The following is a 26,843-nucleotide window of genomic DNA, read 5'->3' as shown; positions in this document are numbered from 1 at the left end:
CTTCTATTAGTTAGAAACGGTTTCGCCGTTAGACTTGAAGAAACGAACTTTTTTGCCGTCTTCAAAACGGAAACCGATACGGTCAGCTTTACCAGTAGCTGCATTAAAGATAGCCACGTTAGAAACATCGATTGCTGCTTCTTGCTCTACGATACCGCCTTGGATACCTAGTGCAGGAACAGGTTTCTGGTGTTTCTTAACAAGGTTGATACCTTCAACGATAACTTTACCAGTTGCTAGGACCTTAGTTACTTTACCTTTCTTGCCTTTGTCTTTACCAGCAAGAACGATTACTTCGTCATTACGACGGATTTTAGCTGCCATTTCTACGTGCTCCTTACAGAACTTCTGGAGCCAGTGAAACGATCTTCATGAACTTATCGCCACGAAGTTCGCGTGTCACAGGACCAAAGATACGTGTACCGATTGGTTGCTCAGTAGTGTTATTCAACAGTACGCAAGCATTTCGGTCGAAGCGAATGACAGAACCGTCAGGACGACGTACGCCTTTACGGGTGCGCACTACAACCGCCTTCATAACGTCACCTTTTTTAACTTTACCGCGAGGAATTGCTTCCTTAACAGTAACTTTGATGACGTCACCGATATGTGCATAACGGCGGTGTGAGCCACCCAGAACCTTAATACACATTACGCTGCGTGCGCCTGAGTTATCAGCTGCGTCCAGCATACTTTGCATTTGGATCATGTTAGTGCTCCGCTAAATATTAATAACTAGACCCATCACGGGTCGGGCTGCCTCTTTATAAGGGACGCGAATTGTACCACCCTTTTCTGTGATTGGGTAGTCAAAAAATAAACGGCTCCAAAAATATTTTTGGAGCCGTTTCTTATCATAGAAGAGTGAAGATTACATCTTCGCCTTTTCTACAACTTTCACCAAAGTCCAAGACTTAGTCTTAGACAGTGGACGACACTCTGCGATTTCAACAGTGTCGCCAATGCCACACTCGTTGTTTTCGTCATGTGCGTGTACTTTAGTCGTACGTTTAACGAACTTACCGTAAATTGGGTGTTTTACGAAACGTTCGATTGCAACAGTGATAGACTTGTCCATCTTGTCGCTAACAACACGACCTTGTTGAGTACGTTTTACTTCGCTCATTATGCGCCTGCCTTCTCAGTCAAAACAGTTTTCACACGTGCGATATCACGGCGTACAGCTTTCAGAGTATGAGTTTGCTGTAGTTGACCAGTTGCAGCTTGCATGCGCAAGTTGAACTGTTCACGTAGCAAATTCATTAGCTCAGCGTTAAGCTCTTCAACGCTTTTCTCGCGTAGATCTTGTGCTTTCATCACATCACCTGCTTAGTTACAAATGTAGTTTTGAAAGGCAGTTTACGTGCCGCTAGACGGAACGCTTCACGTGCCAATTCTTCAGGTACACCACCCATTTCGTACATAACCTTACCAGGTTGGATTTGGGCTACCCAGTACTCAACGTTACCTTTACCCTTACCTTGACGAACTTCTAGTGGTTTTTCTGTGATTGGTTTGTCTGGGAACACACGGATCCAGATTTTACCTTGACGCTTAACGTGACGTGTCATTGCACGACGTGCCGCTTCGATTTGACGAGCAGTTAGACGACCACGGCCAACAGCTTTAAGACCGAATTCGCCGAAGCTTACATCAGTACCTTTAGCTAGACCACGGTTACGACCAGTCTGAACCTTACGGAACTTAGTACGTTTAGGTTGTAGCATCTGTCGACTCCTTACTTACGGCCTTTACGCTGCTTCTTAGGCTTGTCGCCTTTAGGCTCTACAGCGTTAGCTGCTGGCATACCACCTAGGATTTCACCTTTGAAGATCCAAGTTTTAATGCCGATCACACCGTATTGAGTGTGAGCCGAAGAAGTTGCGTAATCAATGTCAGCACGTAGAGTGTGTAGAGGCACACGGCCTTCACGGTACCACTCTGAACGTGCGATTTCAGCGCCGCCTAGACGACCGCTTACTTCCACTTTGATACCTTTAGCGCCTAGACGCATAGCGTTTTGTACTGCGCGCTTCATAGCACGACGGAACATAACACGACGCTCTAGCTGAGACGCGATGCTGTCACCAACAAGTTGCGCATCTAGTTCAGGCTTACGTACTTCAGCGATGTTAATTTGCGCTGGTACACCTGCAATTTTAGCTACAGCTGCGCGTAGCTTCTCAACGTCTTCACCTTTCTTACCGATAACAACGCCTGGACGAGCAGTGTGAATAGTCACACGGATGCTCTTAGCAGGACGCTCGATAACGATACGTGATAGAGACGCTTTTTTCAGTTCACTTGTAAGGAACTGACGTACCTTGAAGTCGCCGTCTAGGTTGTCAGCGAAATCTTTGGTGTTAGCAAACCATGTAGCATTCCAAGGCTTAACGATGCCTAGACGAATACCATTTGGATGTACTTTTTGACCCATTGCTTACTCTCCTAGTCTCTAGCGATCTGCTACAACAACAGTGATGTGGCTTGAACGCTTCAAGATACGATCCGCACGACCTTTAGCACGAGGCATAATACGCTTCATGGTTGGGCCTTCATCTACAAAGATTTTTGCGACATTCAGATCGTCAATATCTGCACCTTCGTTGTGCTCCGCGTTAGCGATAGCAGACTCTAGAACTTTCTTAACTAGTGCAGCAGCTTTTTTGTTGCTGAACGTTAGGATTTCTAGAGCTTGGTCAACAGATTTACCACGGATTAGATCCGCAACTAAGCGAGCTTTCTGAGGCGAAATGCGAGCAAAGTTATGTTTAGCAATTGCTTCCATTATCTACTCCTTAGCGCTTCTTAGCTTTCTTATCCGCAGCGTGACCGCGGTAAGTACGTGTTGGTGCGAATTCACCCAGTTTGTGACCGATCATTTCATCAGTTACAAATACTGGTACGTGCTGACGACCATTATGGACAGCGATGGTCAAACCGATCATCGTAGGGATGATCATTGAACGACGGGACCAAGTCTTAATAGGCTTTTTGTCTCCGCTTTCCACCGCTTTCTCTACCTTCTTCAGCAAGTGTAGGTCAATAAAAGGACCTTTCTTGAGAGAACGTGGCATGGCGATTCCTCTTTATATAGATTACTTGTTACGACGACGTACGATGTACTTGTCAGTGCGTTTGTTCTTACGAGTCTTGAAGCCTTTAGTTGGCATACCCCAAGGAGATACTGGATGACGGCCACCAGAAGTACGACCTTCACCACCACCGTGTGGGTGATCAACCGGGTTCATTACTACACCACGTACGGTTGGACGTACGCCGCGCCAGCGTGAAGCACCAGCTTTACCAAGTTCGCGTAGCATGTGCTCAGAGTTACCAACTTCACCGATTGTTGCACGGCCTTCAGAAAGAACTTTGCGCATTTCGCCAGAACGTAGACGGATAGTTACGTACGCACCGTCGCGAGCAACGATTTGAGCGTAAGCACCAGCCGAACGAGCTAGCTGACCACCTTTACCAGGTTTAAGTTCAACATTGTGTACAGTTGAACCTACTGGGATGTTACGCATTGGTAGAGTGTTACCAGCTTTGATTGGTGCATCAACACCAGACTGAATAACATCACCAGCTACAACACCTTTAGGTGCTAGGATGTAGCGACGCTCACCGTCTTTGTAAAGAACTAGAGCAATGTTTGCGCTACGGTTTGGATCGTATTCTAGACGCTCAACTGTCGCTGGGATACCGTCTTTAGTACGTTTGAAGTCAATTACACGGTAGTGATGCTTGTGACCACCGCCGATGTGACGTACTGTGATACGACCGTTGTTGTTACGACCGCCATTCTTAGAGTTTTTCTCTAGAAGAGGTGCGTATGGCTTGCCCTTGTGTAGGTCAGCGTTAACAACTTTAACAACGTGACGACGACCAGGGGAAGTCGGCTTACATTTAACAATAGCCATTTTTAACTACTCCTGTTATTCCGCGCCGCCAACAAAGTCAAGATCTTGACCTTCTTTCAAAGTAACGTACGCTTTCTTAACGTCGCTGCGGCGACCTTGGCGTAGACCTTGACGTTTGGTCTTACCCTTAGTGATAAGAGTATTTACAGACTTAACTTCAACTTCAAATAGCTTTTCTACAGCTGCTTTGATCTCTTTTTTAGTTGCATCTTTAGCTACTTTGAAAACGATAGTGTTCGCTTTCTCAGCTGCCATAGTTGCTTTTTCAGAGATGTGCGGTGCACGTAGAACTTTTAGGATACGCTCTTCAGTGATCATGCTAGCATTTCCTCTACTTGCTTAACTGCTTCTGCAGTCATTACAACTTTGTCAAACGCGATTAGAGATACTGGATCGATACCAGCAACATCACGTGCGTCAACTTTGTATAGGTTACGAGCAGCTAGGAATAGATTCTCATCTACTTCGCTAGTCACGATTAGAGCGTCAGTTAGCTCAAGCTCTTTCAGCTTAGCAACTAGCTCTTTAGTCTTTGGTGCTTCAACTGAGAAGTTATCAACAACGATTAGACGCTCTTGACGAACAAGCTCAGAAAGAATGCTCTTCATAGCACCGCGGTACATTTTTTTGTTTACTTTTTGGCTGTGATCTTGTGGTTTCGCAGCAAAAGTAACACCACCTGTACGCCAGATTGGGCTACGAATTGTACCAGCGCGAGCGCGACCAGTACCTTTTTGACGCCATGGCTTAGCGCCACCGCCAGATACTTCTGAACGTGTTTTTTGAGCACGTGTACCTTGACGAGCACCTGCTGCGTACGCAACAACTACTTGGTGTACAAGAGCTTCGTTAAACTCACGTCCGAAAGTAGTTTCGGAAACAGTTAGTGCATCAGCACCTTTAACCATTAGTTCCATTACTTACTCCTGAGACGTTATGCTTTAACAGCTGGTTTAACGATCACGTTGCCGCCAGTTGCGCCTGGGACTGCACCTTTAATAAGAAGCAGGTTGCGCTCAGCGTCAACACGTACGATCTCTAGGTTTTGAGTCGTTACACGCTCAGCACCCATGTGACCTGCCATTTTCTTGCCTTTAAATACGCGACCTGGAGTCTGACATTGACCGATAGAACCAGGAGCACGGTGAGACAATGAGTTACCGTGAGTCATATCTTGAGTACGGAAGTTCCAACGCTTAACAGCGCCTTGGAAACCTTTACCCTTAGATGTACCAGTAACGTCTACTTTCTTAGTTTCGTTGAATAGTTCAACAGTTAGTTCAGCACCAACTTCGAACTCTTCGCCGTTTTCTAAACGGAATTCCCAAAGACCGCGACCAGCTTCAACGCCAGCTTTAGCAAAGTGACCTGCTTCAGCTTTGTTTACGCGGTTAGCTTTCTTAGAACCAGCTGTAACCTGAATTGCAGCGTAGCCATCAGTTTCAAGAGTTTTCACTTGAGAAACACGGTTAGCTTCAACTTCAACAACAGTTACTGGGATAGAAACGCCTTCTTCAGTAAATACGCGGGTCATGCCCACTTTACGACCGATTAGACCAATCATACTTCTAATCTCCCTTAACCTAGGCTAATTTGAACGTCAACGCCCGCAGCAAGGTCTAGACGCATTAGAGCATCAACAGTTTTGTCTGTTGGCTCAACGATGTCGATTAGACGCTTGTGAGTACGGATTTCGTACTGGTCACGTGCTTTCTTGTTAACGTGTGGAGAGATAAGAACTGTGAAACGCTCTTTACGAGTTGGTAGTGGGATTGGACCACGAACCTGTGCGCCAGTGCGCTTAGCTGTTTCAACGATTTCCGCTGTAGAAGCATCGATTAGTTTGTAATCGAAAGCTTTTAGGCGGATACGGATACGTTGGTTCTGCATGAGACAGAGCTCCAATTTTAAAAATTACACAAACAATATCGCCACTCAAACTCGTCAAGACGAGAGAATGCCGATTGATTTATGTGAAACCGTAGCATCCAAGATTAGGACGCATTGTCAGTTAATTTTCGATTAACAATCCCTACGTGCCAAAGTCACCTTTGGGGATAGTTTTTCCGAAGAAAAGATAGCTAATTGTATTAACCGCGAACATAAGCTGAGTCTACATTACCTAACAGTCCTATAAGGAAGTTAGCTCCTCACTGCTCATTGGTTCACAACTGGCTTAACCAGTGCGACGCATTATACAGATCACACTTTAGGTTGCAAGGGCTGAATGAAAAATAATCGAAACTATTTTTAACTTGCTGTTTTATGGTCACCTGCAAAATGGGCAATAAACAAAAAGGACGCCGAAGCGTCCTTTTCTAAACTGTAATCGTAATAGCAGTTGCTATTATTTCTTACCGCTTGATAGTGCACCGAAACGCTTGTTGAAGCGATCAACACGGCCGCCTGTATCAACGATACGTTGCTTACCAGTGTAGAATGGGTGACACTTGTCACATACGTCTAGGTGGATAGACTCTTTACCTAGAGTAGAGTTGAACTCGAAAGAGTTGCCGCAAGAACAAGTAGCGTTTACTGCTTTGTATTCTGGGTGGATACCAGCTTTCATGGGATAACCTCAATAGTAGGCCGTGTCGCTATACGAATCTAAGCCGCACACCACACGCAATTAATAATAAAATGGGATACCGCACCAACCAATTGCTGAAGCCATATCTCAAGGCGCGATATAGTAATGAATCCCCTAGATAGGATCAATACGTATGGCAATTTTTTCGCCACTTTTTTCACCAATCCGGTGATATTAGTATATTTCCGAACACACTCCGTAGGTTGACTCGTATTCCTGGGGCGATTTTAATAAACTCTACAGTCCTTTCTTCTTTTATATAGCTACGAATCTATGCGTCCATCCATTGCTAGAGTGGCACTGCCCGTACCTCTCGACAAACAATTTGACTATGCCATCCCAGGATACCTGTTTCCTATCATTGGCGGGCGCGTATCCGTACCTTTTGGACGTCAAACGTTAGTTGGCATCGTCACCGCGATGGTTAATCACTCGGACTTTCCCCAAGATCAACTCAAGCCAATCAAAGCAGTTCTTGATTCTCAGCCGGTATGGTCTGAAAAGCTTTATTCGTTGCTGACTTGGTGCAGCCAGTTCTACCAATACCCACTTGGAGATACGCTACACAATGCGATGCCGGCAGCTCTGCGTAAAGGAAAGCCTGCAGATTTTGCGACGCTACAAGAGTGGCAAATTACCGAATCCGGTAAAGACAAGCTGATGCAAGGGCTTGATCGTCGAGCGGTCAAACAACAGAAGGTCTTGCAAATGTTGATTAACGGCGCTTTGCCTCACCAGGAATTTGTCGACCAAGAGATAGCCTCAACAGTACTAAAGTCTTTAGAAGAGAAAGGCTGGATTGAACGTATCGAGAAGAAGCCTGCAATCACCCAGTGGGGACAGCACGTTGAATGCGACGTCGAGAAGCCAAAGCTCAACCACGAACAAGCTCTGGCTATTGCGAGTGTAAATAGCCAAACAGGTTTTGCTTGCTATTTATTAGAAGGCGTCACGGGCTCAGGTAAGACAGAAGTGTACCTTAACCTGATCAAACCGGTCTTAGAGAAAGGTAAACAAGCCTTGGTTTTAGTACCAGAGATTGGCTTAACACCACAAACCATCAACCGCTTTAAACGCCGTTTTAATGTGCCAGTTGACGTCATCCACTCCGGGTTAAACGAGACAGAGCGTCTGAATGCGTGGCTTTCTGCACGCGACAAAGCGGCCGGAATCATTATCGGCACACGCTCTGCCCTACTCGCGCCTTTTGCTGATCTCGGGATTATCATTGTAGACGAGGAACATGACACCTCTTACAAACAGCAAGATAGCTTGCGTTATCATGCGCGCGATGTTGCTGTAATGCGCGCTCATAAAGAACAAGTTCCGATTGTTCTGGGCTCAGCTACACCTGCACTGGAGACATTGCACAATGCCTTGTCAGGCAAGTATCACCATTTAACCCTGACCCAACGCGCAGGCTCTGCGGTTCCTACTACTAATAAAGTTCTCGACGTCAAAGGTCAGTATTTAGAAAGTGGTTTATCTGCCCCATTGATTGCGGAAATGCGCAAACACCTTAAAGTAGGCAATCAGGTGATGCTGTTTCTTAACCGTCGTGGTTTCTCCCCTGCTCTCATGTGCCATGAATGTGGTTGGATTGCCGAATGCAAACGTTGTGATGCTTATTACACCTTCCACCAATACAGCAATGAGATTCGCTGCCACCATTGTGGCTCGCAGCAACCAGTGATTCATCAGTGTCAGGGCTGTGGTTCAACTCAACTGGTTACCGTTGGTGTCGGTACCGAACAGTTGGAACAACAATTGGCACAACTGTTCCCCGAATACAAAGCCATCCGTATCGACAGAGATAGCACGCGCCGCAAAGGCAGTTTAGAAGATGCGCTGGACTCCATCCGCAAGGGTGAATATCAAATTTTAATTGGCACTCAAATGTTAGCTAAGGGACACCATTTCCCCAATGTAACGCTCGTTGCCTTGCTAGATGTTGATGGCTCTCTATATAGTAGCGACTTCCGCGCCTCCGAAAGATTAGCGCAGTTATTCATTCAAGTCGCAGGGCGAGCCGGACGTGCAAGTAAGCCGGGGGAAGTGGTTTTGCAGACTCACCATCCTGAGCACAGTTTGTTGCAAGCCTTATTGGAAAAAGACTACCGACACTTCGCTATGACGGCATTAGAGGAACGTAAACTGGCGCAGTTGCCACCGTACAGTTTCCTGACTCTATTTAAAGCCGAAGCGAATCAGAGCGAGATCGTAGAAGATTTTCTGCGCCAAGTTCGCTTTACCTTAGAATCTCACCCTTTGTTTGACGACACCTGCATGGTGCTTGGTCCAACACCATCGCCTCTCGCCAAACGCGCAGGCAAATACCGTTGGCAGCTGTTACTCCAAACCCAGCACCGTTCATTAATGCAAAAGTTATTAACCAGTGCCAAACCTGCTATTGAGTTGTTGCCTAATGCCAAAAAAGTTCGCTGGAATTTAGACATAGAACCACAAGATCTCAGCTAGCAAACGTTTAACTATGTAATGAATTACCTTTTAATGTGATGAGACTCACATCGAGATTGCAATTTTTGTTAAACAGACCGTAACTTTCCCGATAGAAATGAATAGACTATCCAAATTAGCAAAGTCTAAAGTGGGTTTACCCCATAGGCTTAGATTAAAACAATGACTATTCCCAAAATTTGAAGCAGTAGCCAAGCGATGCTTTATCGCCTACTCCCTAAAAATAACCACTAACAACGTGATTAGATAGGCACTGATTACCAGTGATAAAGACCTACGACTTCTGACAGGGAATAACGTCATCTTGGCAAAAATTTGAGAGGTTAAACACTATGGCGACAATGAAGGATGTTGCCCAGCTTGCGGGAGTGTCGACAGCTACGGTATCTCGAGCATTAATGAATCCAGAAAAAGTCTCTTCTTCAACAAGAAAAAGAGTCGAAGATGCCGTCCTTGAAGCGGGCTATTCTCCAAATTCATTAGCGCGTAATCTACGTAGAAACGAATCAAAAACGATTGTTACCATCGTTCCTGACATCTGTGATCCTTACTTTTCTGAAATCATTCGTGGTATCGAAGACGCAGCTATGGAACATGGCTACCTCGTACTGCTCGGTGACAGCGGCCAGCAGAAAAAGCGTGAAAGCTCGTTTGTGAATCTAGTGTTCACCAAACAAGCCGATGGCATGTTACTGCTTGGTACCGACCTGCCATTTGATGTCAGCAAGCCAGAACAGAAAAACCTGCCACCAATGGTCATGGCTTGTGAGTTTGCGCCAGAGCTAGAATTACCAACCGTGCACATTGACAACCTAACGTCCGCTTTTGAAGCGGTCAATTACCTAACTCAGCTTGGCCATAAACGCATAGCACAAATTTCAGGGCCAGACACAGCGGTATTGTGTCAGTTCCGCCAGCAAGGTTATCAACAAGCCTTGCGTCGCGCGGGGATCAGTAAAGACCCACAATACAGTGTTATCACTGAGTTTTCTTTTGACGGCGGCGCGAAAGCTGTACGTAAGTTACTAGAACTTCCAGAGCCACCAACTGCGATTTTCTGCCACTGTGACACCATGGCAATCGGCGCAATCCAAGAAGCGAAACGACTCGGTCTGCGCGTTCCGCAAGATCTGTCAGTGGTTGGTTTCGATGATATCAACTTTGCTCAATACTGCGATCCACCGTTAACAACCATTTCTCAACCTCGTTATGAAATTGGCCGCCAAGCGATGCTTATGATGCTTGAACTCCTTAAAGGCCATGACGTTCATTCAGGTTCACGCTTACTAGAAACTAAGCTTGTTGTCCGTGGTAGCGCAGCGCCACCGCAACGCGCCTAAGCGTTCGGTAGTCCAACGCGACCTATCATGTAAACTAACGATAAGCGGTACCCATTGGTGCCGCTTTTTGTCTTCTCTATCTGATACGTAGCTATCAAGATTACATCAATAGGGTGTTTTCTCGACCCGTTCTGGATTAACATATTTGGAAGAATCCTTGATGACCAGAAGTAACCGTGGCAAACAGAGATTATGTGAGACGGGGGCGAGGCGCTCCAAAAAAGTCGACAAAAAAACAACCTCCCAAAAGAAAACCTTGGCGTAGTGGTCTACTTGCAATCTTGCTTGTGGGCGGTTTTGGCTATGGTCTGTATTTATTAAGTAACGATCCAGAACCGAAACCACCCGTGGTTCAACAACCTACCACGACCGTCAGTAAGCCAAAGCCGAAAAAGGATTTGCCACCACCACCTGAAGAGAAGTGGGAATACGTCGAATCTTTACCCAAGCGAGAAGTGGAAGTCGTCGCTAAAGAAATCGAAGTATCTAAAATCCCATACGTAATGCAGTGTGGCGCTTACAAAACCCAAGCGCAGGCCGAAGAGCGAAAGCTGGCTATTGCTTTCCAAGGTCTTTCGAGCAAAATTCGTAAGAAAGAAGGCAGTTCTTGGTACCGTGTTGTACTTGGCCCGTACAAGTTCAAACGCGATGCAGAGAAAGATCGCCACAAGTTGCAACGCGCGAAAATCGAACCGTGCGCAATTTGGAAAGAAAACTTCTAATCTCACAAAGACCAACCGCATTCACTGTTGGTCTTTTTTATTCCTCGCGTGTTATTGGCATCATCAGCGTTAGCAAATGTGAAAAACGCCCTCCCCTTGAATCCCAAGTTCCTCTCCCCCATATACTGAATTAAATCCAAAGAGAAATAATTAAGAGGTCGACTGTGACTACCATTGTATCTGTACGTCGAAATAACAAAGTCGTCATCGCGGGTGATGGCCAAGTATCTCTAGGCAATACCGTCATGAAAGGTAACGCGCGCAAAGTTCGCCGCCTATACAACAATAAAGTGCTTGCTGGCTTTGCTGGCGGTACAGCGGACGCCTTCACCCTATTTGAACGCTTTGAAAGCAAACTGCAAATGCACCAGGGCCATCTGACGAAAGCAGCCGTAGAACTGGCAAAAGACTGGCGCAGCGACCGAGCTCTTCGCAAATTAGAAGCGTTACTTGCTGTTGCAGACGAAACAGCATCACTCATCATCACTGGTAACGGCGATGTCGTTCAGCCAGAAAATGATTTGATTGCGATTGGTTCTGGTGGTGCATACGCACAAGCAGCCGCAACTGCACTTTTAGAAAATACTGACTTAGATGCACGTGAAATCGCGGAAAAGGCACTAAACATCGCTGGTGATATCTGTGTATTCACCAACCATCACCACACCGTAGAAGAGCTAGACTCAACTACAGAGCCTGAAACCCCAGCCGCGTAATCGTAACGAAGTAAGGAAAGAATATGTCTGAAATGACCCCTCGCGAAATCGTTCATGAACTGAACCGTCACATCATTGGTCAAGACAAAGCAAAACGTTCGGTTGCGATTGCCCTTCGTAACCGCTGGCGTCGCATGCAGCTAGAAGAAAGCTTGCGCGTCGAAGTCACACCGAAGAACATTCTGATGATTGGTCCAACTGGTGTTGGTAAGACAGAGATCGCTCGTCGTCTTGCTAAACTAGCCAATGCGCCATTCATCAAAGTCGAAGCAACAAAGTTCACCGAAGTGGGCTACGTTGGTAAAGAAGTTGAAACCATCATTCGTGACCTGACTGATGTCGCTGTGAAGATGACCCACCAGCAAGCGATGGAAAAAGTAAAATTCCGCGCCGAAGAGCAAGCTGAAGAGCGCATTCTCGATGCACTACTGCCACCAGCACGCGATAGCTGGGGTCAAGTCGAGCAGAAAGAAGACACCTCAAACACTCGCCAAATCTTCCGTAAAAAACTGCGTGAAGGTCAGCTAGACGATAAAGAGATTGAAATCGATGTAGCAGCGCCTCAAATGGGTGTGGAGATCATGGCTCCTCCTGGTATGGAAGAAATGACCAACCAGCTACAAGGTATGTTCCAAAACCTTGCCGGCGACACCAAGAAAAAGCGTAAGCTGAAAATCAAAGACGCGATGAAAGCGCTGGCAGAAGAGGAAGCTGCAAAACTTGTAAACCAAGAAGAGCTAAAAGAAGCCGCGATTTTCAACGTAGAAAACAACGGTATTGTTTTCATTGATGAAATCGACAAGATTTGTAAACGCGGTGAAAGCTCTGGCCCGGACGTGTCTCGTGAAGGTGTGCAACGTGACTTACTTCCTCTGATTGAAGGCAGTACCGTTTCGACAAAACACGGCATGGTAAAAACAGACCACATTCTGTTTGTTGCATCCGGTGCATTCCAAGTTGCCAAGCCATCTGATCTCATTCCAGAACTGCAAGGCCGTCTGCCAATCCGTGTGGAATTGGAAGCACTGAGCAGCCACGACTTCAAACGTATTTTGACTGAGCCTAAAGCGTCGCTGACTGAACAATACATTGCGCTGATGAAGACAGAAAACGTCGACATCGAATTTACCGAAGACGGTATCACGCAAATCGCAGAAGCGGCATGGACGGTAAACGAAACCACAGAAAACATTGGTGCTCGTCGTCTACATACCGTGATGGAACGTCTGATGGACGAAATCTCTTACGATGCAGCAGAGCAATCTGGTGCTAAGTTTGTGATTGATGCAGCTTACGTTAAAGAACGTTTAGGCGATACGATCGAAAACGAAGACCTTAGTCGCTTTATTCTGTAAACTCAGATTTCACCTTGATTTTAAAGGCTATCTCGAAAGAGGTAGCCTTTTTGTTTTCCGGGCATTTGCGTAAAGATTATTCTCAGATACGTACCAACAGTCATACCTGCCTTGTTTTAGGTCAATAGCGTATCTGCTGCTTTGTGCTTATACTGGGCACATTGGTTACTAGCACGAAATTTCCATGAAACAATCTTTGCAGATCTGGCTTGAAGCCGCTCGCCCTAAAACATTGCCTCTCGCTCTGGTGTCTATTTTAACTGGTAGCGTACTTGCATACTCAGCCGGTCATTTCTCTTTGACCATCGCAATCATGGCCTTTGCTACGGCAACCTTATTGCAAATTCTATCGAACTTAGCCAACGACTATGGCGATGCAGTAAAAGGCACCGACAATGAAAACCGTTTAGGTCCACAGCGTGCGATGCAGACCGGTGCCGTTAGTGCCAAACAGATGAAACAGGCGATCATTTTTAATATCGTGCTTACCGCCATCTCAGGCTTGGTTTTGGTGTTTTACGCGCTGAGCTCACCAGAAAGCATCATCACCTTCATCGGTTTGGGTATTCTTGCCATTATCGCGGCGATTGCTTACACCATGGGCAGTAAGCCCTACGGTTACGTCGGCTTAGGCGATATCTCCGTATTCCTGTTCTTTGGTCTGCTAGGCGTATCTGGTACATACTTCCTGCATACTGGACATGTAGACACCACTCTATTCTTACCAGCTCTGGGCTGTGGTTTACTCGCGGTAGCGGTACTGAACATCAACAACATGCGTGATATCGAGAACGATCGCGAATGTGGAAAGCGCACGGTCGCAGTCCGTTTGGGCCAACACAAAGCCAAGCAGTACCACTTTATCTTGCTTGGTGGTGCTATTTTAGCGTTTGCGGCTTACTTGTTAATTCAAGACAAACCACTGTGGATTAGCCTACCCTTCTTGTTGAGCGTTTATGTCGTCATTCATCATGGTAAAGCCGTTTGGGATACAGAAAAACCTGCACAAATCGCTCCAATGCTGCCAGTTATCGTAAAATGCTCATTAGTCACTAACGTTTTGTTTGCAACAATTGTGGTAGCTCAAACTCTGGTAAGTTAAAAAAGGATTGTCATTGCATTGACTTAATGCCTAGATATACTCAAAGACAACCAGTTTCTGTTTAGAAAGGTACGCTATGGAATACAATACCTCAGCACTCTGCGATATCTACCTTGATCAGGTCGATGTGGTTGAACCAATGTTCAGTAATTTTGGCGGACGCGCGTCATTTGCCGGGCAAATCACCACCATTAAGTGTTTTGAAGACAACTCACTGATCCGCGAAACCTTAGAGCAAGATGGTCTTGGGCGTGTGTTGTTGATTGACGGTGGCGGTTCCTTACGTAAAGCGCTCATCGATGCAGAAATAGCTGCGATTGCAGAAGAAAACGAGTGGGAAGGCATTGTCGTTTACGGTTGTGTCCGTGAAGTCGATGAACTAGAAGACATGAACCTCGGCATTCAAGCTTTGGCATCGATTCCTGTTGGCGCGGCGAACCAGGGCATTGGTGAGCTAGATGTACCCGTAAACTTCGGCGGCGTTAGCTTCCTTCCAGAAGATTACATCTACGCCGACAACACTGGCATCATTCTATCTCCAGAGCCACTTAATATTGACCTTGAGTTAGATGATACGGTCGAAGAGTAGCTTCCAGTAGCCAGTCACCTTTCGTTGACTAAAGCGCTACTCATACCCAAATACACAAACACCCGCCGAAGCGGGTGTTTTTAATTCTGGATGAAGAAGTGAAATTATTCCACTTCGTCCATTTTGCCAAGTAGTGCACGAATGCGCTCCTGCCACTGTGCGTGCTCTTGCTGAGCTTGCTGAGCTTTTTGCTCTAGATCTTCACGTTGAGAACGAAGCTCGTTTGCTTCTGCTTCTAGTTTTACTTTGTCTTCTTTCAGCTCTTCAACTTCCATCTGAAGAAGAGTGATTGTGTCAACTGCAGTTTGAATTTTAGATTCTAGTTGTTCTAGTACTTCAAAAGACATCTTGGCCTACCTATGTTATTCCGTTGGGATGATGCACGAGATTGGCGTGCAGCTTACCTATATAAGGTCATTCTACTCAGCGTCGCGATGAGAAACACTCACTATATTCGATATTTCGCTTCATTCGGTTAAAAAATCGGCGCAATCTCACTAAACGCTGACTTTTCTTATCGGCGAAGCATTTTTGTGCAAGGTATTTACGCCTCTCCGCGACAAAAATCACCCAAGTATTGATCAAATTCAACTTAGTTAAAGTAAAAGCTCAGCAAAAAGGCAAACGTTTAACTGCCGTTGTGATAGAATCGCCGCGCAAATTCCTCTTCCCTATTGCTTACTTGGAGACATCATGAAACGCGATTTAGCAATGGCATTTTCTCGTGTAACTGAAGGTGCAGCACTCGCTGGTTACAAATGGCTTGGCCGTGGTGACAAAAACGCAGCCGATGGCGCTGCTGTTGAAGTTATGCGCACTCTACTGAACAAAACAGACATCAGTGGTGAAATTGTCATTGGTGAAGGTGAAATCGATGATGCTCCAATGCTATACATCGGTGAGAAAGTTGGTCTAGGTGGCGATGAAGTGGATATCGCTGTTGACCCTATTGAAGGCACTCGCATGACCGCAATGGGTCAATCGAACGCATTGGCAGTGCTTGCCGCGGGTGAAAAAGGCAGCTTTTTAAAAGCACCTGACATGTACATGGAAAAACTGGTTGTTGGCCCAGGTGCGAAAGGCGTGATCGATCTAGAAAAGCCGTTGAAAGAAAACCTAGAAAACGTTGCTAGCGCGCTGAATAAAACGCTGGACACTCTGGTTGTCATCACTCTAGCAAAACCCCGCCACGATGATGTGATAGCTGAAATGCAAGCGATGGGTGTGCGTGTCTTCGCGGTGCCAGATGGCGACGTTGCTGCTTCCATCCTAACGTGTATGCCAGATAGTGAAGTGGACCTCATGTACTGCATTGGTGGTGCACCAGAGGGTGTGGTATCCGCAGCGGTGATTCGCGCACTTGATGGTGACATGCATGGCCGCCTTCTGCCTCGCCACGAAGTGAAAGGCGACACAGAAGAAAACCGTATTTACGGTGCGGCTGAACTACAACGTTGTGAAGAAATGGGCGTAAAAGCCAACGTCGTCCTAAAAATGGAAGACATGGCGCGCAGCGACAACGTCGTCTTCTCAGCAACAGGCATTACAAAAGGTGATTTGCTAGAGGGGATTTCTCGCCAAGGTAATATTGCGACAACAGAGACGCTACTCGTGCGAGGCCGTTGCCGTACCATTCGCCGTATCAAGTCGACCCATTACTTAGAGCGCAAAGACCCAGAAGTTCGCGATATCATTCTGTAATTTTTAGGTTCAGCATCGAAAAGGGTTGGCAAAGTGCCGGCCCTTTTTGTTTTTGGCTCACCAAATCCCCACTCAAGTTAAGTCAACACTTTTCTTTACTAAGCCTATCGCGCATAATGTGTACGGAAATACAAATGGTGGGAATATGAAGACCGTAGATAGGATATTGCAAATCGTTAAGCGTGACGGGTCTGTCACTGCAAAACAACTCTCTTCTGAGCTTGGGATGACAACCATGGGTGCTCGCCAGCACCTGCAAGGTTTAGAAGATGATGGCATCCTGTCGATTCACGATGTAAAAGTCAAAGTCGGACGCCCTACTCGCCACTGGTCTTTAACCCAGAAGGGACACGAGCAATTCGCTGATCGTCATGGCGAACTCACCATCCAATTTATCGAAGCCGTGGAACACATCTTCGGTAAAGATGGCCTCGACAAAGTTACCTCCGAGCGCGAAAAACTGACTTTACAAAACTATCGCCAGCACCTCGACCAATGTGAGTCTTTAGAAAGCAAACTGGAAACTTTGGTTTCTCTGCGCGAAAAAGAAGGCTACATGGCAGAGCTTGAACAAGATGAGCACGGCTTTATCTTGATCGAGAATCACTGCCCGATTTGTAAAGCCGCTACGCGTTGCCCTAGTTTATGCAAATCGGAACTGAGTGTGTTCCGGTCCTTACTCGGAGACGACACGACCGTCGAACGTACCGAGCATATCATTAGCGGTCAACGTCGCTGCGTTTACCGAATCCGCGCTTAGATTTCGGCCCTTTCGCTCTCTCTTATAAATGAGACAGGCCAATGATTCATCCTTTACCCTGATTCCTGTGGTGTACGCTTGTAGTATTGAACACGAGTATCCATATGGATTTGGAGAAAGGGATGAGAACTCTACATACTCACACAACGCAAGTATTACCCTCATTTGATGAACTGGTTCAGATGGCCGAAAGCGATCCAGAAGGCTTTGAACAATTTCGCCACGAGATGGCAAAAGAAATGATAGAAAGCGCATCAGAAATGATGCAACCACGCTTATGGGCTCAGCAAAGCCATATTGATCGTGTGATTCGCAACTGTAAAAACCCTCATCACACCAACGTCGTGCTAATGAATGAACTACAAAAACAAGTCACGAAGTTCAGAGAAGCATTACAAGGAAAAGCGATGTCGGTTAAGACAGACAACGTAGTCGCCTTCAACAGAAACGACTTCTACTAATGTGAGAGTCACACCTTAGGCAGACTCCCACACTCATGAATCACTGTGGCTCAGGACCGTATTTATTCGGGCCTGATGTGCCTTTCAAAAAACCACACTCAATCAAAATCCAAAGCCCACAAATTAATGAAATCGAAGCAATGAACAGCTGTGGCGTTGAAGGCTCTTGCGCCATTGGGCTTGTCATCGGCGTTGCGATGCGACCAATCACCAAAGGAATATTCAAGCCTAACCAGTAGATCGACTTGTCGCGGTCATGCCATCTCTTTGTCGTAATAGCCAAATCAGGAATGAGCAGTACCAACAAGAATATTGGCAGTAACAGGTAAGAAAACGCAGGAAACAACTTACTGATACCCGCACCAAAACCTATAATCGAAATATAGTAAATCACATTCCAAATCCAATAGGTTTTGCGATCGATACGTCCGTGAAACGAAAACAGTAACTCTTTAGTCGACATCAATTTTTATCCAAAAATAGAAAGAATACAGAGTAGCCGAGTCGGGGTAATTTGGGAAGAAACAACAAGTCGTGAACAACGTCGGCCAAGCCTTATATTCAGTTCACCACTTTTTGAAAGCTGTCCACATCCATATCTCGAATGTTAACCGTTAAACTGTGCACATGACTTGCCTGTTCTTGAAGCACAACCATTAAAGCTCGCGATAATTCTCGCTTTTGTTCCGGCGTTCGGCCAGACAACAAATCAAAATTGATATGGATAAAATCGAGACTGTCACCCGCTTCACCAATTAGCCAGTTATGACATCTTAACGTTCTTGATTTCACAGAGGCCAACTCAAAAAGGCCACTCTCTAACGCAGCTTTATGTAAGTCTTCCAGCAAACCTTGTACATTGACTCGCTCTTCCACTGAGTTCGAATACTCTAAAACTAAGTTTGGCATTTTGATTCCTTTCTACAACATAAAAAATTCAGTGCGTAGTAATACCAATCTAGCCAGCAATTTCCGAGGAATGAACTATCATTCTGTCTACGCGATCACCAATCGATTGCTTTTGATAAAAATAACAGAACAACTTCGACTCCAGACGGAGAGAGAAAGCCACATAAGACATGATACCAATCATGATCTGTTCATATTATTCTGTTATATTCCTACGTAGATTTTTTACATTAATAGACTATTTACATTAAAGATAAGGGAGATATTCCTATGCGTCGTCCTGTAGTGATGGGTAACTGGAAACTAAACGGCAGCAAAGCAATGGTAACTGAGCTGCTAACTGGTCTTAACGCTGAGCTTGAAGGCGTTGAAGGTGTTGACGTAGCAGTAGCTCCACCAGCTCTTTACATCGACCTAGCTGAGCGTCTAATCGCTGAAGGCGGTAACAAGATCATCCTAGGTGCTCAAAACACTGACCTAAACAACAGCGGTGCTTTCACTGGCGACATGTCTCCAGAAATGCTGAAAGATTTCGGTGCTACTCACATCATCATCGGTCACTCAGAGCGTCGTGAATACCACAACGAATCTGACGAGTTCATCGCTAAGAAATTCAACTTCCTAAAAGAAAACGGTCTAACTCCTGTTTTCTGTATCGGTGAATCTGAAGCTCAAAACGAAGCTGGCGAAACTGAAGCAGTATGTGCACGTCAAATCAACGCAGTTATCGACACTTACGGTGTTGAAGCTCTAAACGGCGCAATCATCGCTTACGAACCAATCTGGGCTATCGGTACTGGTAAAGCAGCAACAGCTGAAGATGCACAACGCATCCACGCTTCTATCCGCGCACTAATCGCAGCGAAAGACGAAGCAGTTGCAGCACAAGTAATCATCCAATACGGCGGTTCTGTTAAACCAGAAAACGCTGAAGCTTACTTCTCACAACCAGACATCGACGGTGCTCTAGTTGGCGGTGCTTCTCTAGACGCTAAGAGCTTCGTAGCTATCGCTAAAGCAGCGGCAGCAGCTAAAGCTTAATTTCGCTTTTATTAAGCAGAAATAACAAAGGGATGCATCACGCATCCCTTTTTGTTTGTGTGTTCGATTACACACTATCATCGTAGCTCAAGCCTAATCACTACCAAATAAGTCTCGCGTATAAACCTTATCAGCCACATCAGCCAGTTCTTCAACCATACGGTTAGAGACAATCACATCGGCGCTTTGTTTAAACTCATTCAGATCGTTGATTACACGTGAGTTAAAGAACTCCTCTTCCTGAAGTACTGGCTCATACACCATCACTTCAATGCCCTTTGCCTTGATACGCTTCATAATACCTTGAATAGACGAAGCGCGGAAATTATCCGAGCCAGCTTTCATTATCAAACGGTATATCCCAACCACTTTAGGTTCTCGTTTGAGAATAGACTCAGCAATAAAGTCTTTACGAGTTCGATTGGCTTCCACTATCGCTCCAATGATGTTATTAGGAACTTCCTGGTAATTTGCTAACAACTGCTTTGTATCTTTAGGTAAGCAGTAACCGCCGTAACCAAATGAAGGGTTGTTGTAGTGGCTACCAATACGTGGATCTAAGCCTACGCCTTCAATAATTTGACGAGAGTCTAGGTTGTGCGCTTCCGCATAGGAATCTAGCTCATTAAAGTAAGCCACACGCATTGCAAGATAGGTATTTGAGAACAGTTTCACTGCTTCAGCTTCTGTTGAATCAGTAAACAAAATTGAAATATCTTCTTTTACCGCACCCTCTGCGAGAAGGTTTGCAAATGTTTCCGCACGCTCGCTACGCTCACCTACGATAATACGAGATGGATGCAAATTGTCGTAGAGCGCTTTACCTTCACGAAGGAACTCTGGAGAAAAAATGACGTTCTCACAGTTCAATTCATCTTTAATACGCGCGGTATAACCTACCGGCACAGTGGATTTAATTACCATTACGGCTTCTGAGTTAATTGCCATCACATCTTTAATGACCGCCTCAACTGAAGAAGTATTAAAGTAATTGGTTTGCGGGTCATAATCTGTAGGTGTTGCGATAATAACAAATTCAGCATCTTTATAGGCGAACTCTTTGTCTAGCGTTGCCACAAAGTTGAGTTTCTTCGTTTCAAGAAAGCTCTCGATCTCAGAATCAACAATTGGAGATTGCTTTTTATTTAGCATCTCAACTTTCTCTTGGATGATGTCTACCGCAACGACTTCATGATTCTGAGCCAAAAGCATGGCGTTTGACAGACCAACATATCCTGTACCTGCAACTGCAATTTTCATTCTTTTATCCCATATATAAAACTGGCGTAAGAATACCAAAACCTCACGGTATGCGGTAGAAGCAGGTGCTTTTTAGCTCTTTTTTTACGCTGAATTTATGTATACAAAAAAAGCGGCCATTTGGCCGCTTTTCAACTAGATTGCAGTTAATCTAATTGGGTTGTAAGGTACCTTAAGTAAGCATTACGCATACGAACCTTGTTCTCTTCAAAGTAATCGCTACCATAACGACCACGGTTAAAGTAACGGCGTAGCATACTGTTATCCATCGCAAGTTCATCACCTTGACCCGTAGTCAAGTAGTTGAACTCATTCCCTACACGAGTGCTGACGTTAAAGTCGTACGCTTCATTACCACGAGCCTGCAGGAAGCCAGGAGACATATCACGCCATGGCGTCAAAGGTAATTTTACTGATAGCGTAACAAACTGCTCTTCATCGGTGTTATTAAACTGCGTCACTTGATAGCTTGCGGACAACTCTATGTCGTCAAACCAATGTGAGGTTGTAAGCTTTGCACCAACATCGCCTTTCCAAAACTCCCCCACAGTTGCGTTAAACTGCCAATCCCACTCAGGCATGCTGAAAGTATAACGAGTTAAAAACGTTTGGCGATCTGGGTTCACATAGCCATTTTTATCTTTCTCATCCGAGTGTTGGAAGTAACTCATTTCTAGACCAACCGCATGCGCACCTGATGGAGAAAACCAAGCGGACTCACTGTGCACCCCAACATAGTCTGCTTTTACTAAACCAAGCGATACTTGGTTCGCCACATCGACATATGGCAATCGGAAGAATTGATGCACCATGGCACGATCGATTTCATTTTCATAGGCGCTATCTTCAAAATAACTGCCTTCTTCAAAATCATCGCTTTCAGCTAATGGCAAAATATGGCGAACATCCACAGCAGCTCCAGACCACAAGAAGGTATAGAGGTTGCTCGACATAGCAAAAGAGTAATCATATACCCCATACTCAGTCGCTACACCATGACGCACCATTGGCGACAACACCAATTGTGAATCTAACGTCCCACTATTTACGCGCTCTGTTTTCCATTCTACTAGCTCAAGCATATCGGATAGGTCTGTCGTATTGAACTGGATGTCATCACATGCTGCAGAACCATTCATAAAGTTCTGATAACAAGTCGCATCCGTTTTCACTCTCACTATTGGTTTTTGGTTTGCCAATAGTAATAGTTCAATGCGGTCAGAACTTAAGCCCATTTCTTGCGCAATGTTTGTTCCGAAATGACTTGAAATAATTCCCATGGCAACACCCAAACCATCCACCTGGCTGTGATTATAGCGGCGGTTCTCTAGTGCCACGACAACCGATTGATTCAAGGTACCAACTTGAATATTCAGAAAACCTTCGTTGCGCAGCGCACTGACCAAGGCAGAGATTGACGCATTATCAGCTTTACTTTGCTCTAGAGAGACCTTTTCCATCAGTGACACATTGTTACGAGCATACTCACGAGAGCGGGCGTAATCGGTGATGAGTGGGATAGACAATGCGGCATTCCACATATTCTGTTCATCCGTGTCATGACCAGAGTAAATTTGGTAGCTCAAAGAAGCCGTCATGTCGTAAGGTAGCAGTTCTTCTGGCGTGAACACTTTCACTGATGAGTTAAAATCGACAGCATCGTATTCACCGGTGAGCTGAACAAAATCAAATGGCTGATATTCAATACCCCCGAAAGGTCCATCCATTACCCCTAATGCGATGTCAGAGCGCCCGTAGCCTACTGAAACTCTGACAGGAAATTGCTTAATATTGTAATCAGCAACCACATAATTTGTGTTGAAGTAGTTTGATGCCCCTCCGAGATCTTGTACCCCAATTGCAAAGCTCAAATTATCAACATCCCACAGATCTGGTAACTGATATTTAAAAGATGCAGATAAATCTCTTACAGGGCCACATCCGCTCTCTAGAAAGCTGCGGCAGTTATAAGTTTCTGTAACAATTCTGCCGTGAGCTTCAAGTCCATCAAACAAACCGATAGAAAACTTTATTGAATCCAAATCATGAATACTGCTTTCGTATGGCAAACCTTGAGAGAAAGTTGTTGATGAAACACCATAGCTTAACACTTGAGCGTTTGGGGTAAGCGTTAAACCTGAGAAGCTTTGATTAGAGGATAATGTCTTTAGAGCTTGTGCAGAAATAGGTAAGCTGAAAGCTAGTGACAGCAAGGGAATAACCGTTACTGCTTTATTAATTTTTTGTGCCATCCATTTGCCATTATAAATAAATCGATACATAAAAGTTCCAAAAATGAATCTTTCTCGCTTTACGATTTTTGATAAACATTAAATTTTTCTAGTAATAGCTAGCCAAAGAAATTTTAGTAATCTCACTTGCCTAAATATTCGACTTGGCTCTTTTAAAAGTCGGTATAACCACTCCAAGTTCAAATTACACCATGCTTTAGGTGCTCGGTCTGCAGCCCCTACAAACACATTATACGTACCACCAACCCCCATCATGAACGCATCTATCCCAGCATCCCGACACTTTTGCATAAATATCTCTTGTCTGGGAGAACCCATTGCGACAGTTACTATATCAGGAGTAAGTGATAAAATTTTTTTTATCATTACATCGTCATCTTGAAAATAGCCATCTGCGAAGCCAACTATATTTACATCAAATTCGTTCTTAAGCTTTGAACTTGTTTGAGTGACAACATCTAAACTGGCACCGAGTAAAAACACTGATTTTTGTTCTTGAGAAGAAGCTTTCATTAACTCCTCCCAAAGTTCGCATCCAGGAATTCTATCAAGTTTCATCGAAAGTTTTCTTTCAGCAACCTTTACAGCACCGATACCATCTAGATAACGAATGTCAGCTTTATCTAATGCTTCACGAGTTTTAGAACATCGCATTGCGGACAAGATTTTTTCTGGATTAATGGCAACAGCGGTCTTACCTTTCCCATTGTCCAGTATATATTTGACTGCTTCGTTCATATTTTCAAAACAACTAACAACAATCCCAGATATATCTACTTGTTTCAACATAAAAATAAAAGCCTTGATTAGTGGGATAAAACACTATCGTATTTTTTAATAATTTCGGAAGCCACGTTTGATATTTTATACTTTTCAGATGAACTTATACTAAATGATGACATGACTTTATAGTCGCTCACTGACATTTCGAAAGCCTTTGTTAGTACAGTGTTTAATCCTTCTTGAGAGAAGTCAAATATAAATCCATTTTTACCATCCTCAATTTGCTCTATGCTTCCGTCTGTTTTCGTTGCTATAACTGGGGTTCCCAAGCTTAGGGATTCAGAAATAGTCAAACCAAAAGATTCTACGATAGAACAACTAATCGTAAAGTAAGATGAAAGGTAAATATCTTTAATCTCAGATATTTCTTTTTCTCCGAGGTAGGATACATCATGCTCAGATATATCAATAGATGAGTTAAGGTCTCGTAGGTCGCCACCTCCAACAATTACTATCTTTAAACAGCGTTTAGAGTAAGAAGAAATCAGATCAATAAACTCCGAGACACGCTTGTTTTTATTTATAGTTCCAATAATACAGAGGTCGTAAATTTTATCATAAGCCGTACAATAATCATCACGTAACAATGGTAATACTCCTGCGCTCAGAATACTATAATTTTCATTATTACAAGAAAGTGAAAACTTTTCCTTTAAGCCCTTTGACACAAAGAATGAGTGGTCAACAAAATCATAAAAATACTTATATAAAAATGGGGCAACTCGATAATTAAAAACATCGCTACCATGAAATGTCACAATTATTTTCACATTGTTATTAAATAAAAACTTATATAATACTGCAAAAAATATTGTTGGATAGTAATAATGAACATGTAATAGATCAAATCTTTTACTAGAAAAAGAAAATTTAATAAACCTGAATAGATATATAACATATTTTATTAAACTAAAAGCTTTACCCGTTCCATTTGGAGACATAAAAAACAAAGAGTAATTATTATTCAAGTCTTTTAAAATATATTGATACTGATTGAAAACAAATCTACCCGAGTATGAGTTACCTTTATAAGGCCCCATATTTGTCATAATAAGAATGTTATTCATTAAACACCGACATTAATTGCTTAGACTGTTCTTTCCTAGAAAATCTAACTTTGAGGTTGTCATTTTGAGAGAGATCATTCTTAGCAAGAAAAACCAATGATTCAAGAATCTCATCTCTAGAATTTTTACATATCCGACTTGAATTGTCATCGTTTAATGATTCATATAAAAAACCTTTATCAATATTATCAGTAACTACGAGTTTTTTTAATCCAAGAGCGATATAGTCGAATATCTTTGTCGTCGGTTCATATGGGTGACCACCACTAATAATAAGGCCAATATCGGCACTTCTCATAGCTTCAACTGCATTCGCGTAACTAACATAGCCAGTACAGGTGTATATATCCTGAATATCATATTTTTTAACAAGTTCTATTACAGAATCTTCTTGCAATCCGACATGCAAGAAATCGAAACTTTCTTTAACATTAGATAATGCACGAATAAACTCTTCAGGGTTTCTAAAGTCAGAAAACTTCCCGCTATATACAACTCTTAATTTATCATCTCTTTTTTTGAAAGGTGTCAAGAAATTAAAATCATCGTCATCAAACCCATTTTCTATCGTCTTGAATTTTTCAATATAGTCAGAGTACTTTTCCTTGTGCATTTGAGTTGCACTTTGAGTAACATTTATCAAAAAACTTGAAAGATTAACTGTGATTTTTTCTAAGCATGAAATTACCCCCCCTTTTAATCCATCAAACTTCCTATATGGCGACAGCAACCAAGGATCTCTATAGTCAACAATTACCTTTACGCTAAACAACCTTCCCAAAATAACAACAAATGGAATATGAAAAAAAGGGTTACCATTAACGTAAATTGCATCATACTTATTATCGAATAACATTTTTATTAACTTAGGAAATAAGTATGGGGACCAGAAAATCCCCTCTTCATTTATGACGCTTTTTAAAACTGACGATACTTTTGTCTTAATCACATTGACGTTGCTACCGACATCTAGTTTATCACTGCACACTCTATCATAATACTTATCGTCGACAGTAATAACATCTAAATTTTCAATATTTTCATCTTTAGATAAAAACTTCAGAAACTTTGCTGCTCGAAATTGCCCTACACCCGCAAATGGAGGGAGGTAGTATGCAATAAAAAGTATTTTCAACGTTCACTCCTCATATAAAAAATTAATAAAGATAAGCCTGTAACGTTATAGAAAACTGCTGAGGAAACGAATGTATATACTAATTCAAACACTTCATCAGGGCTAATCAAAAGGTAAAGAATAACTTTAAATAAAACTGAAGATATAGCAAAAAAAATTAAATACCCATATAGCTTCAACGAAATAAATATTGATGTACTAATACAGCCAATATAGGAGAAAAACGTCGCTATAGAGAACCAAGCTATATATCTAAAACCATTAGCATACTGCTCTCCGGCCAAGTTAACTAAGAAAGGTGAAGCTATTGCAAATGAAATTGAGATTAACAGAGATATAAAAATCAATTTTTGTGGAAATCTTTCACTAACAAATAACAAGTCAGACATTTTTTCAATATTTGCAGTATATACCCTCAGAGAGGATACAATTGATGGTACTAACAATATTGATAGCGAATAAAATCTAAATATTACGGCATACTCAGATGTAACATCATTATCCAAATTATAACTTGCGTATATAATATCCATCTGTGTGTATATAGCTATAATTGAGTAATATAAAAAGAGGTGTATATTTTCTGAAACATTAAACTCTCTAAAAATATTTCTTGTAACTCCAACTCCTACACCTTCTCTCCTTTGTTTTACGATAAA

General features: G+C 43.6%; 34 protein-coding genes. 11 read left to right on the top strand and 23 right to left on the bottom strand.

What is annotated here, in order from left to right; translation table 11 throughout:
- Positions 1–6 precede the first annotated feature (6 nt).
- The 14 genes from rplX to rpmE all read right to left on the bottom strand — a co-directional run bounded on the left by rplX (position 7) and on the right by rpmE (position 6,492).
- A complete protein-coding gene (rplX, locus tag BIW15_RS22715; protein WP_005455662.1) occupies positions 7–324 on the bottom strand; it encodes a 50S ribosomal protein L24 in 318 nt (105 codons plus the stop codon).
- A gap of 13 nt (positions 325–337) precedes the next feature.
- Positions 338–709 carry a 50S ribosomal protein L14 gene (rplN, locus tag BIW15_RS22710; protein ID WP_005489425.1) on the bottom strand — a complete coding sequence of 124 codons (372 nt, stop codon included), beginning with the start codon at positions 707–709 and terminating at the stop codon, positions 338–340.
- Positions 710–871: 162 nt separating this feature from the next.
- Positions 872–1,126: a 30S ribosomal protein S17 gene (rpsQ, locus tag BIW15_RS22705; RefSeq protein ID WP_005461671.1), complete on the bottom strand. Its 255-nt coding sequence runs from the start codon at positions 1,124–1,126 to the stop codon at positions 872–874.
- The gene (gene rpmC, locus BIW15_RS22700) at positions 1,126–1,317 is read right to left on the bottom strand and encodes a 50S ribosomal protein L29 (RefSeq protein ID WP_005379576.1); all 192 of its coding nucleotides are present in this window, start codon (positions 1,315–1,317) and stop codon (positions 1,126–1,128) included. The genes rpsQ and rpmC overlap by 1 nt, the downstream gene beginning before the upstream one ends.
- Positions 1,317–1,727, bottom strand: coding sequence for a 50S ribosomal protein L16 (rplP, locus tag BIW15_RS22695; protein ID WP_005379577.1), 411 nt, complete (start codon positions 1,725–1,727; stop codon positions 1,317–1,319). The genes rpmC and rplP overlap by 1 nt, the downstream gene beginning before the upstream one ends.
- 11 nt (positions 1,728–1,738) lie before the next feature.
- Positions 1,739–2,437, bottom strand: a complete 699-nt coding sequence (rpsC, locus tag BIW15_RS22690; RefSeq protein WP_005383161.1) for a 30S ribosomal protein S3 — start codon at positions 2,435–2,437, stop codon at positions 1,739–1,741.
- Positions 2,438–2,455: 18 nt separating this feature from the next.
- Entirely contained in the window at positions 2,456–2,788 is a 333-nt protein-coding gene (gene rplV / locus BIW15_RS22685; RefSeq protein WP_005383164.1) for a 50S ribosomal protein L22, read from the bottom strand.
- Between the two features lie 10 nt (positions 2,789–2,798).
- On the bottom strand, positions 2,799–3,077 hold the full coding sequence (rpsS, locus tag BIW15_RS22680) for a 30S ribosomal protein S19 (protein WP_004394525.1): 279 nt from the start codon (positions 3,075–3,077) through the stop codon (positions 2,799–2,801).
- Positions 3,078–3,098: 21 nt separating this feature from the next.
- Positions 3,099–3,923, bottom strand: coding sequence for a 50S ribosomal protein L2 (gene rplB, locus BIW15_RS22675; protein ID WP_005489461.1), 825 nt, complete (start codon positions 3,921–3,923; stop codon positions 3,099–3,101).
- A gap of 15 nt (positions 3,924–3,938) precedes the next feature.
- Positions 3,939–4,241, bottom strand: coding sequence for a 50S ribosomal protein L23 (rplW, locus tag BIW15_RS22670; protein ID WP_004398471.1), 303 nt, complete (start codon positions 4,239–4,241; stop codon positions 3,939–3,941).
- Positions 4,238–4,840 (bottom strand): 50S ribosomal protein L4, encoded by a 603-nt coding sequence (gene rplD / locus BIW15_RS22665; protein WP_005379556.1) that lies wholly within the window; start codon positions 4,838–4,840, stop codon positions 4,238–4,240. Before rplD ends, rplW begins: the two co-directional genes overlap by 4 nt.
- A 17-nt stretch (positions 4,841–4,857) precedes the next feature.
- Positions 4,858–5,487, bottom strand: a complete 630-nt coding sequence (rplC, locus tag BIW15_RS22660) for a 50S ribosomal protein L3 (protein ID WP_005456132.1) — start codon at positions 5,485–5,487, stop codon at positions 4,858–4,860.
- Between the two features lie 14 nt (positions 5,488–5,501).
- The gene (rpsJ, locus tag BIW15_RS22655) at positions 5,502–5,813 is read right to left on the bottom strand and encodes a 30S ribosomal protein S10 (protein ID WP_004410492.1); all 312 of its coding nucleotides are present in this window, start codon (positions 5,811–5,813) and stop codon (positions 5,502–5,504) included.
- Positions 5,814–6,270: 457 nt separating this feature from the next.
- Positions 6,271–6,492, bottom strand: coding sequence for a 50S ribosomal protein L31 (gene rpmE / locus BIW15_RS22650; RefSeq protein WP_005457203.1), 222 nt, complete (start codon positions 6,490–6,492; stop codon positions 6,271–6,273).
- A 294-nt stretch (positions 6,493–6,786) separates the two neighbouring features.
- Here rpmE and priA point away from each other — a divergent pair, with 294 nt between their 5' ends.
- From priA to rraA, 7 genes are all read left to right on the top strand, one after another.
- A complete protein-coding gene (priA, locus tag BIW15_RS22645) occupies positions 6,787–8,991 on the top strand; it encodes a primosomal protein N' (protein WP_077281655.1) in 2,205 nt (734 codons plus the stop codon).
- A 293-nt stretch (positions 8,992–9,284) separates the two neighbouring features.
- Positions 9,285–10,331 carry a DNA-binding transcriptional regulator CytR gene (gene cytR, locus BIW15_RS22640; protein WP_254894148.1) on the top strand — a complete coding sequence of 349 codons (1,047 nt, stop codon included), beginning with the start codon at positions 9,285–9,287 and terminating at the stop codon, positions 10,329–10,331.
- Positions 10,332–10,507: 176 nt separating this feature from the next.
- Entirely contained in the window at positions 10,508–11,053 is a 546-nt protein-coding gene (gene ftsN / locus BIW15_RS22635; RefSeq protein ID WP_005481405.1) for a cell division protein FtsN, read from the top strand.
- 164 nt (positions 11,054–11,217) lie between these two features.
- Positions 11,218–11,769, top strand: coding sequence for an ATP-dependent protease subunit HslV (hslV, locus tag BIW15_RS22630; RefSeq protein WP_005455873.1), 552 nt, complete (start codon positions 11,218–11,220; stop codon positions 11,767–11,769).
- A gap of 23 nt (positions 11,770–11,792) precedes the next feature.
- Positions 11,793–13,124, top strand: coding sequence for an HslU--HslV peptidase ATPase subunit (gene hslU, locus BIW15_RS22625; RefSeq protein WP_005489452.1), 1,332 nt, complete (start codon positions 11,793–11,795; stop codon positions 13,122–13,124).
- Positions 13,125–13,308: 184 nt separating this feature from the next.
- Positions 13,309–14,226, top strand: a complete 918-nt coding sequence (locus BIW15_RS22620; protein ID WP_005457195.1) for a 1,4-dihydroxy-2-naphthoate polyprenyltransferase — start codon at positions 13,309–13,311, stop codon at positions 14,224–14,226.
- 76 nt (positions 14,227–14,302) lie between these two features.
- Positions 14,303–14,815, top strand: coding sequence for a ribonuclease E activity regulator RraA (gene rraA / locus BIW15_RS22615; RefSeq protein ID WP_005457192.1), 513 nt, complete (start codon positions 14,303–14,305; stop codon positions 14,813–14,815).
- Positions 14,816–14,919: 104 nt separating this feature from the next.
- On the opposite strand, the gene zapB is transcribed toward rraA, so the two are convergent.
- On the bottom strand, positions 14,920–15,162 hold the full coding sequence (gene zapB, locus BIW15_RS22610; protein WP_005481417.1) for a cell division protein ZapB: 243 nt from the start codon (positions 15,160–15,162) through the stop codon (positions 14,920–14,922).
- A 346-nt stretch (positions 15,163–15,508) separates the two neighbouring features.
- Here zapB and glpX point away from each other — a divergent pair, with 346 nt between their 5' ends.
- The 3 genes from glpX to BIW15_RS22595 all read left to right on the top strand — a co-directional run bounded on the left by glpX (position 15,509) and on the right by BIW15_RS22595 (position 17,737).
- On the top strand, positions 15,509–16,516 hold the full coding sequence (gene glpX, locus BIW15_RS22605) for a class II fructose-bisphosphatase (protein WP_005458880.1): 1,008 nt from the start codon (positions 15,509–15,511) through the stop codon (positions 16,514–16,516).
- Between the two features lie 145 nt (positions 16,517–16,661).
- Positions 16,662–17,276, top strand: a complete 615-nt coding sequence (locus BIW15_RS22600; protein ID WP_069490187.1) for a metalloregulator ArsR/SmtB family transcription factor — start codon at positions 16,662–16,664, stop codon at positions 17,274–17,276.
- A 104-nt stretch (positions 17,277–17,380) separates the two neighbouring features.
- On the top strand, positions 17,381–17,737 hold the full coding sequence (locus tag BIW15_RS22595; protein WP_031809910.1) for a DUF3135 domain-containing protein: 357 nt from the start codon (positions 17,381–17,383) through the stop codon (positions 17,735–17,737).
- Positions 17,738–17,777: 40 nt separating this feature from the next.
- Here the strand turns inward: BIW15_RS22595 and BIW15_RS22590 are convergent, their stop codons facing one another.
- Both BIW15_RS22590 and BIW15_RS22585 read right to left on the bottom strand, forming a co-directional pair.
- Positions 17,778–18,200 (bottom strand): DUF805 domain-containing protein, encoded by a 423-nt coding sequence (locus BIW15_RS22590; RefSeq protein WP_005458874.1) that lies wholly within the window; start codon positions 18,198–18,200, stop codon positions 17,778–17,780.
- Positions 18,201–18,298: 98 nt separating this feature from the next.
- Positions 18,299–18,646: a 5-carboxymethyl-2-hydroxymuconate Delta-isomerase gene (locus BIW15_RS22585; RefSeq protein WP_005496920.1), complete on the bottom strand. Its 348-nt coding sequence runs from the start codon at positions 18,644–18,646 to the stop codon at positions 18,299–18,301.
- Positions 18,647–18,916: 270 nt separating this feature from the next.
- Here BIW15_RS22585 and tpiA point away from each other — a divergent pair, with 270 nt between their 5' ends.
- Positions 18,917–19,687, top strand: a complete 771-nt coding sequence (tpiA, locus tag BIW15_RS22580) for a triose-phosphate isomerase (RefSeq protein ID WP_029853148.1) — start codon at positions 18,917–18,919, stop codon at positions 19,685–19,687.
- A 93-nt stretch (positions 19,688–19,780) separates the two neighbouring features.
- Here tpiA and BIW15_RS22575 read toward each other — a convergent pair whose 3' ends face one another.
- The 6 genes from BIW15_RS22575 to BIW15_RS25170 all read right to left on the bottom strand — a co-directional run.
- Positions 19,781–20,947: a nucleotide sugar dehydrogenase gene (locus BIW15_RS22575; RefSeq protein ID WP_077281654.1), complete on the bottom strand. Its 1,167-nt coding sequence runs from the start codon at positions 20,945–20,947 to the stop codon at positions 19,781–19,783.
- A 146-nt stretch (positions 20,948–21,093) separates the two neighbouring features.
- Positions 21,094–23,199 carry a YjbH domain-containing protein gene (locus BIW15_RS22570; protein ID WP_077281657.1) on the bottom strand — a complete coding sequence of 702 codons (2,106 nt, stop codon included), beginning with the start codon at positions 23,197–23,199 and terminating at the stop codon, positions 21,094–21,096.
- 78 nt (positions 23,200–23,277) lie between these two features.
- On the bottom strand, positions 23,278–23,988 hold the full coding sequence (locus tag BIW15_RS22565; protein ID WP_077281653.1) for a WecB/TagA/CpsF family glycosyltransferase: 711 nt from the start codon (positions 23,986–23,988) through the stop codon (positions 23,278–23,280).
- Between the two features lie 17 nt (positions 23,989–24,005).
- The gene (locus BIW15_RS22560) at positions 24,006–25,049 is read right to left on the bottom strand and encodes a glycosyltransferase family 4 protein (protein WP_077281652.1); all 1,044 of its coding nucleotides are present in this window, start codon (positions 25,047–25,049) and stop codon (positions 24,006–24,008) included.
- The gene (locus BIW15_RS22555; RefSeq protein ID WP_077281651.1) at positions 25,042–26,184 is read right to left on the bottom strand and encodes a hypothetical protein; all 1,143 of its coding nucleotides are present in this window, start codon (positions 26,182–26,184) and stop codon (positions 25,042–25,044) included. Before BIW15_RS22555 ends, BIW15_RS22560 begins: the two co-directional genes overlap by 8 nt.
- The coding region (locus BIW15_RS25170) for a hypothetical protein (protein ID WP_179115332.1) at positions 26,181–26,843 on the bottom strand (663 nt) is incomplete at its 5' end. The genes BIW15_RS25170 and BIW15_RS22555, both read right to left, overlap by 4 nt.

The sequence above is a fragment of the Vibrio sp. SALL6 genome (genome assembly GCF_002002385.1).
GTDB lineage: Bacteria > Pseudomonadota > Gammaproteobacteria > Enterobacterales > Vibrionaceae > Vibrio > Vibrio parahaemolyticus.
Note: the sequence above shows the minus strand (reverse complement) of the source record. Positions and strands in the feature narration are given on the sequence as shown.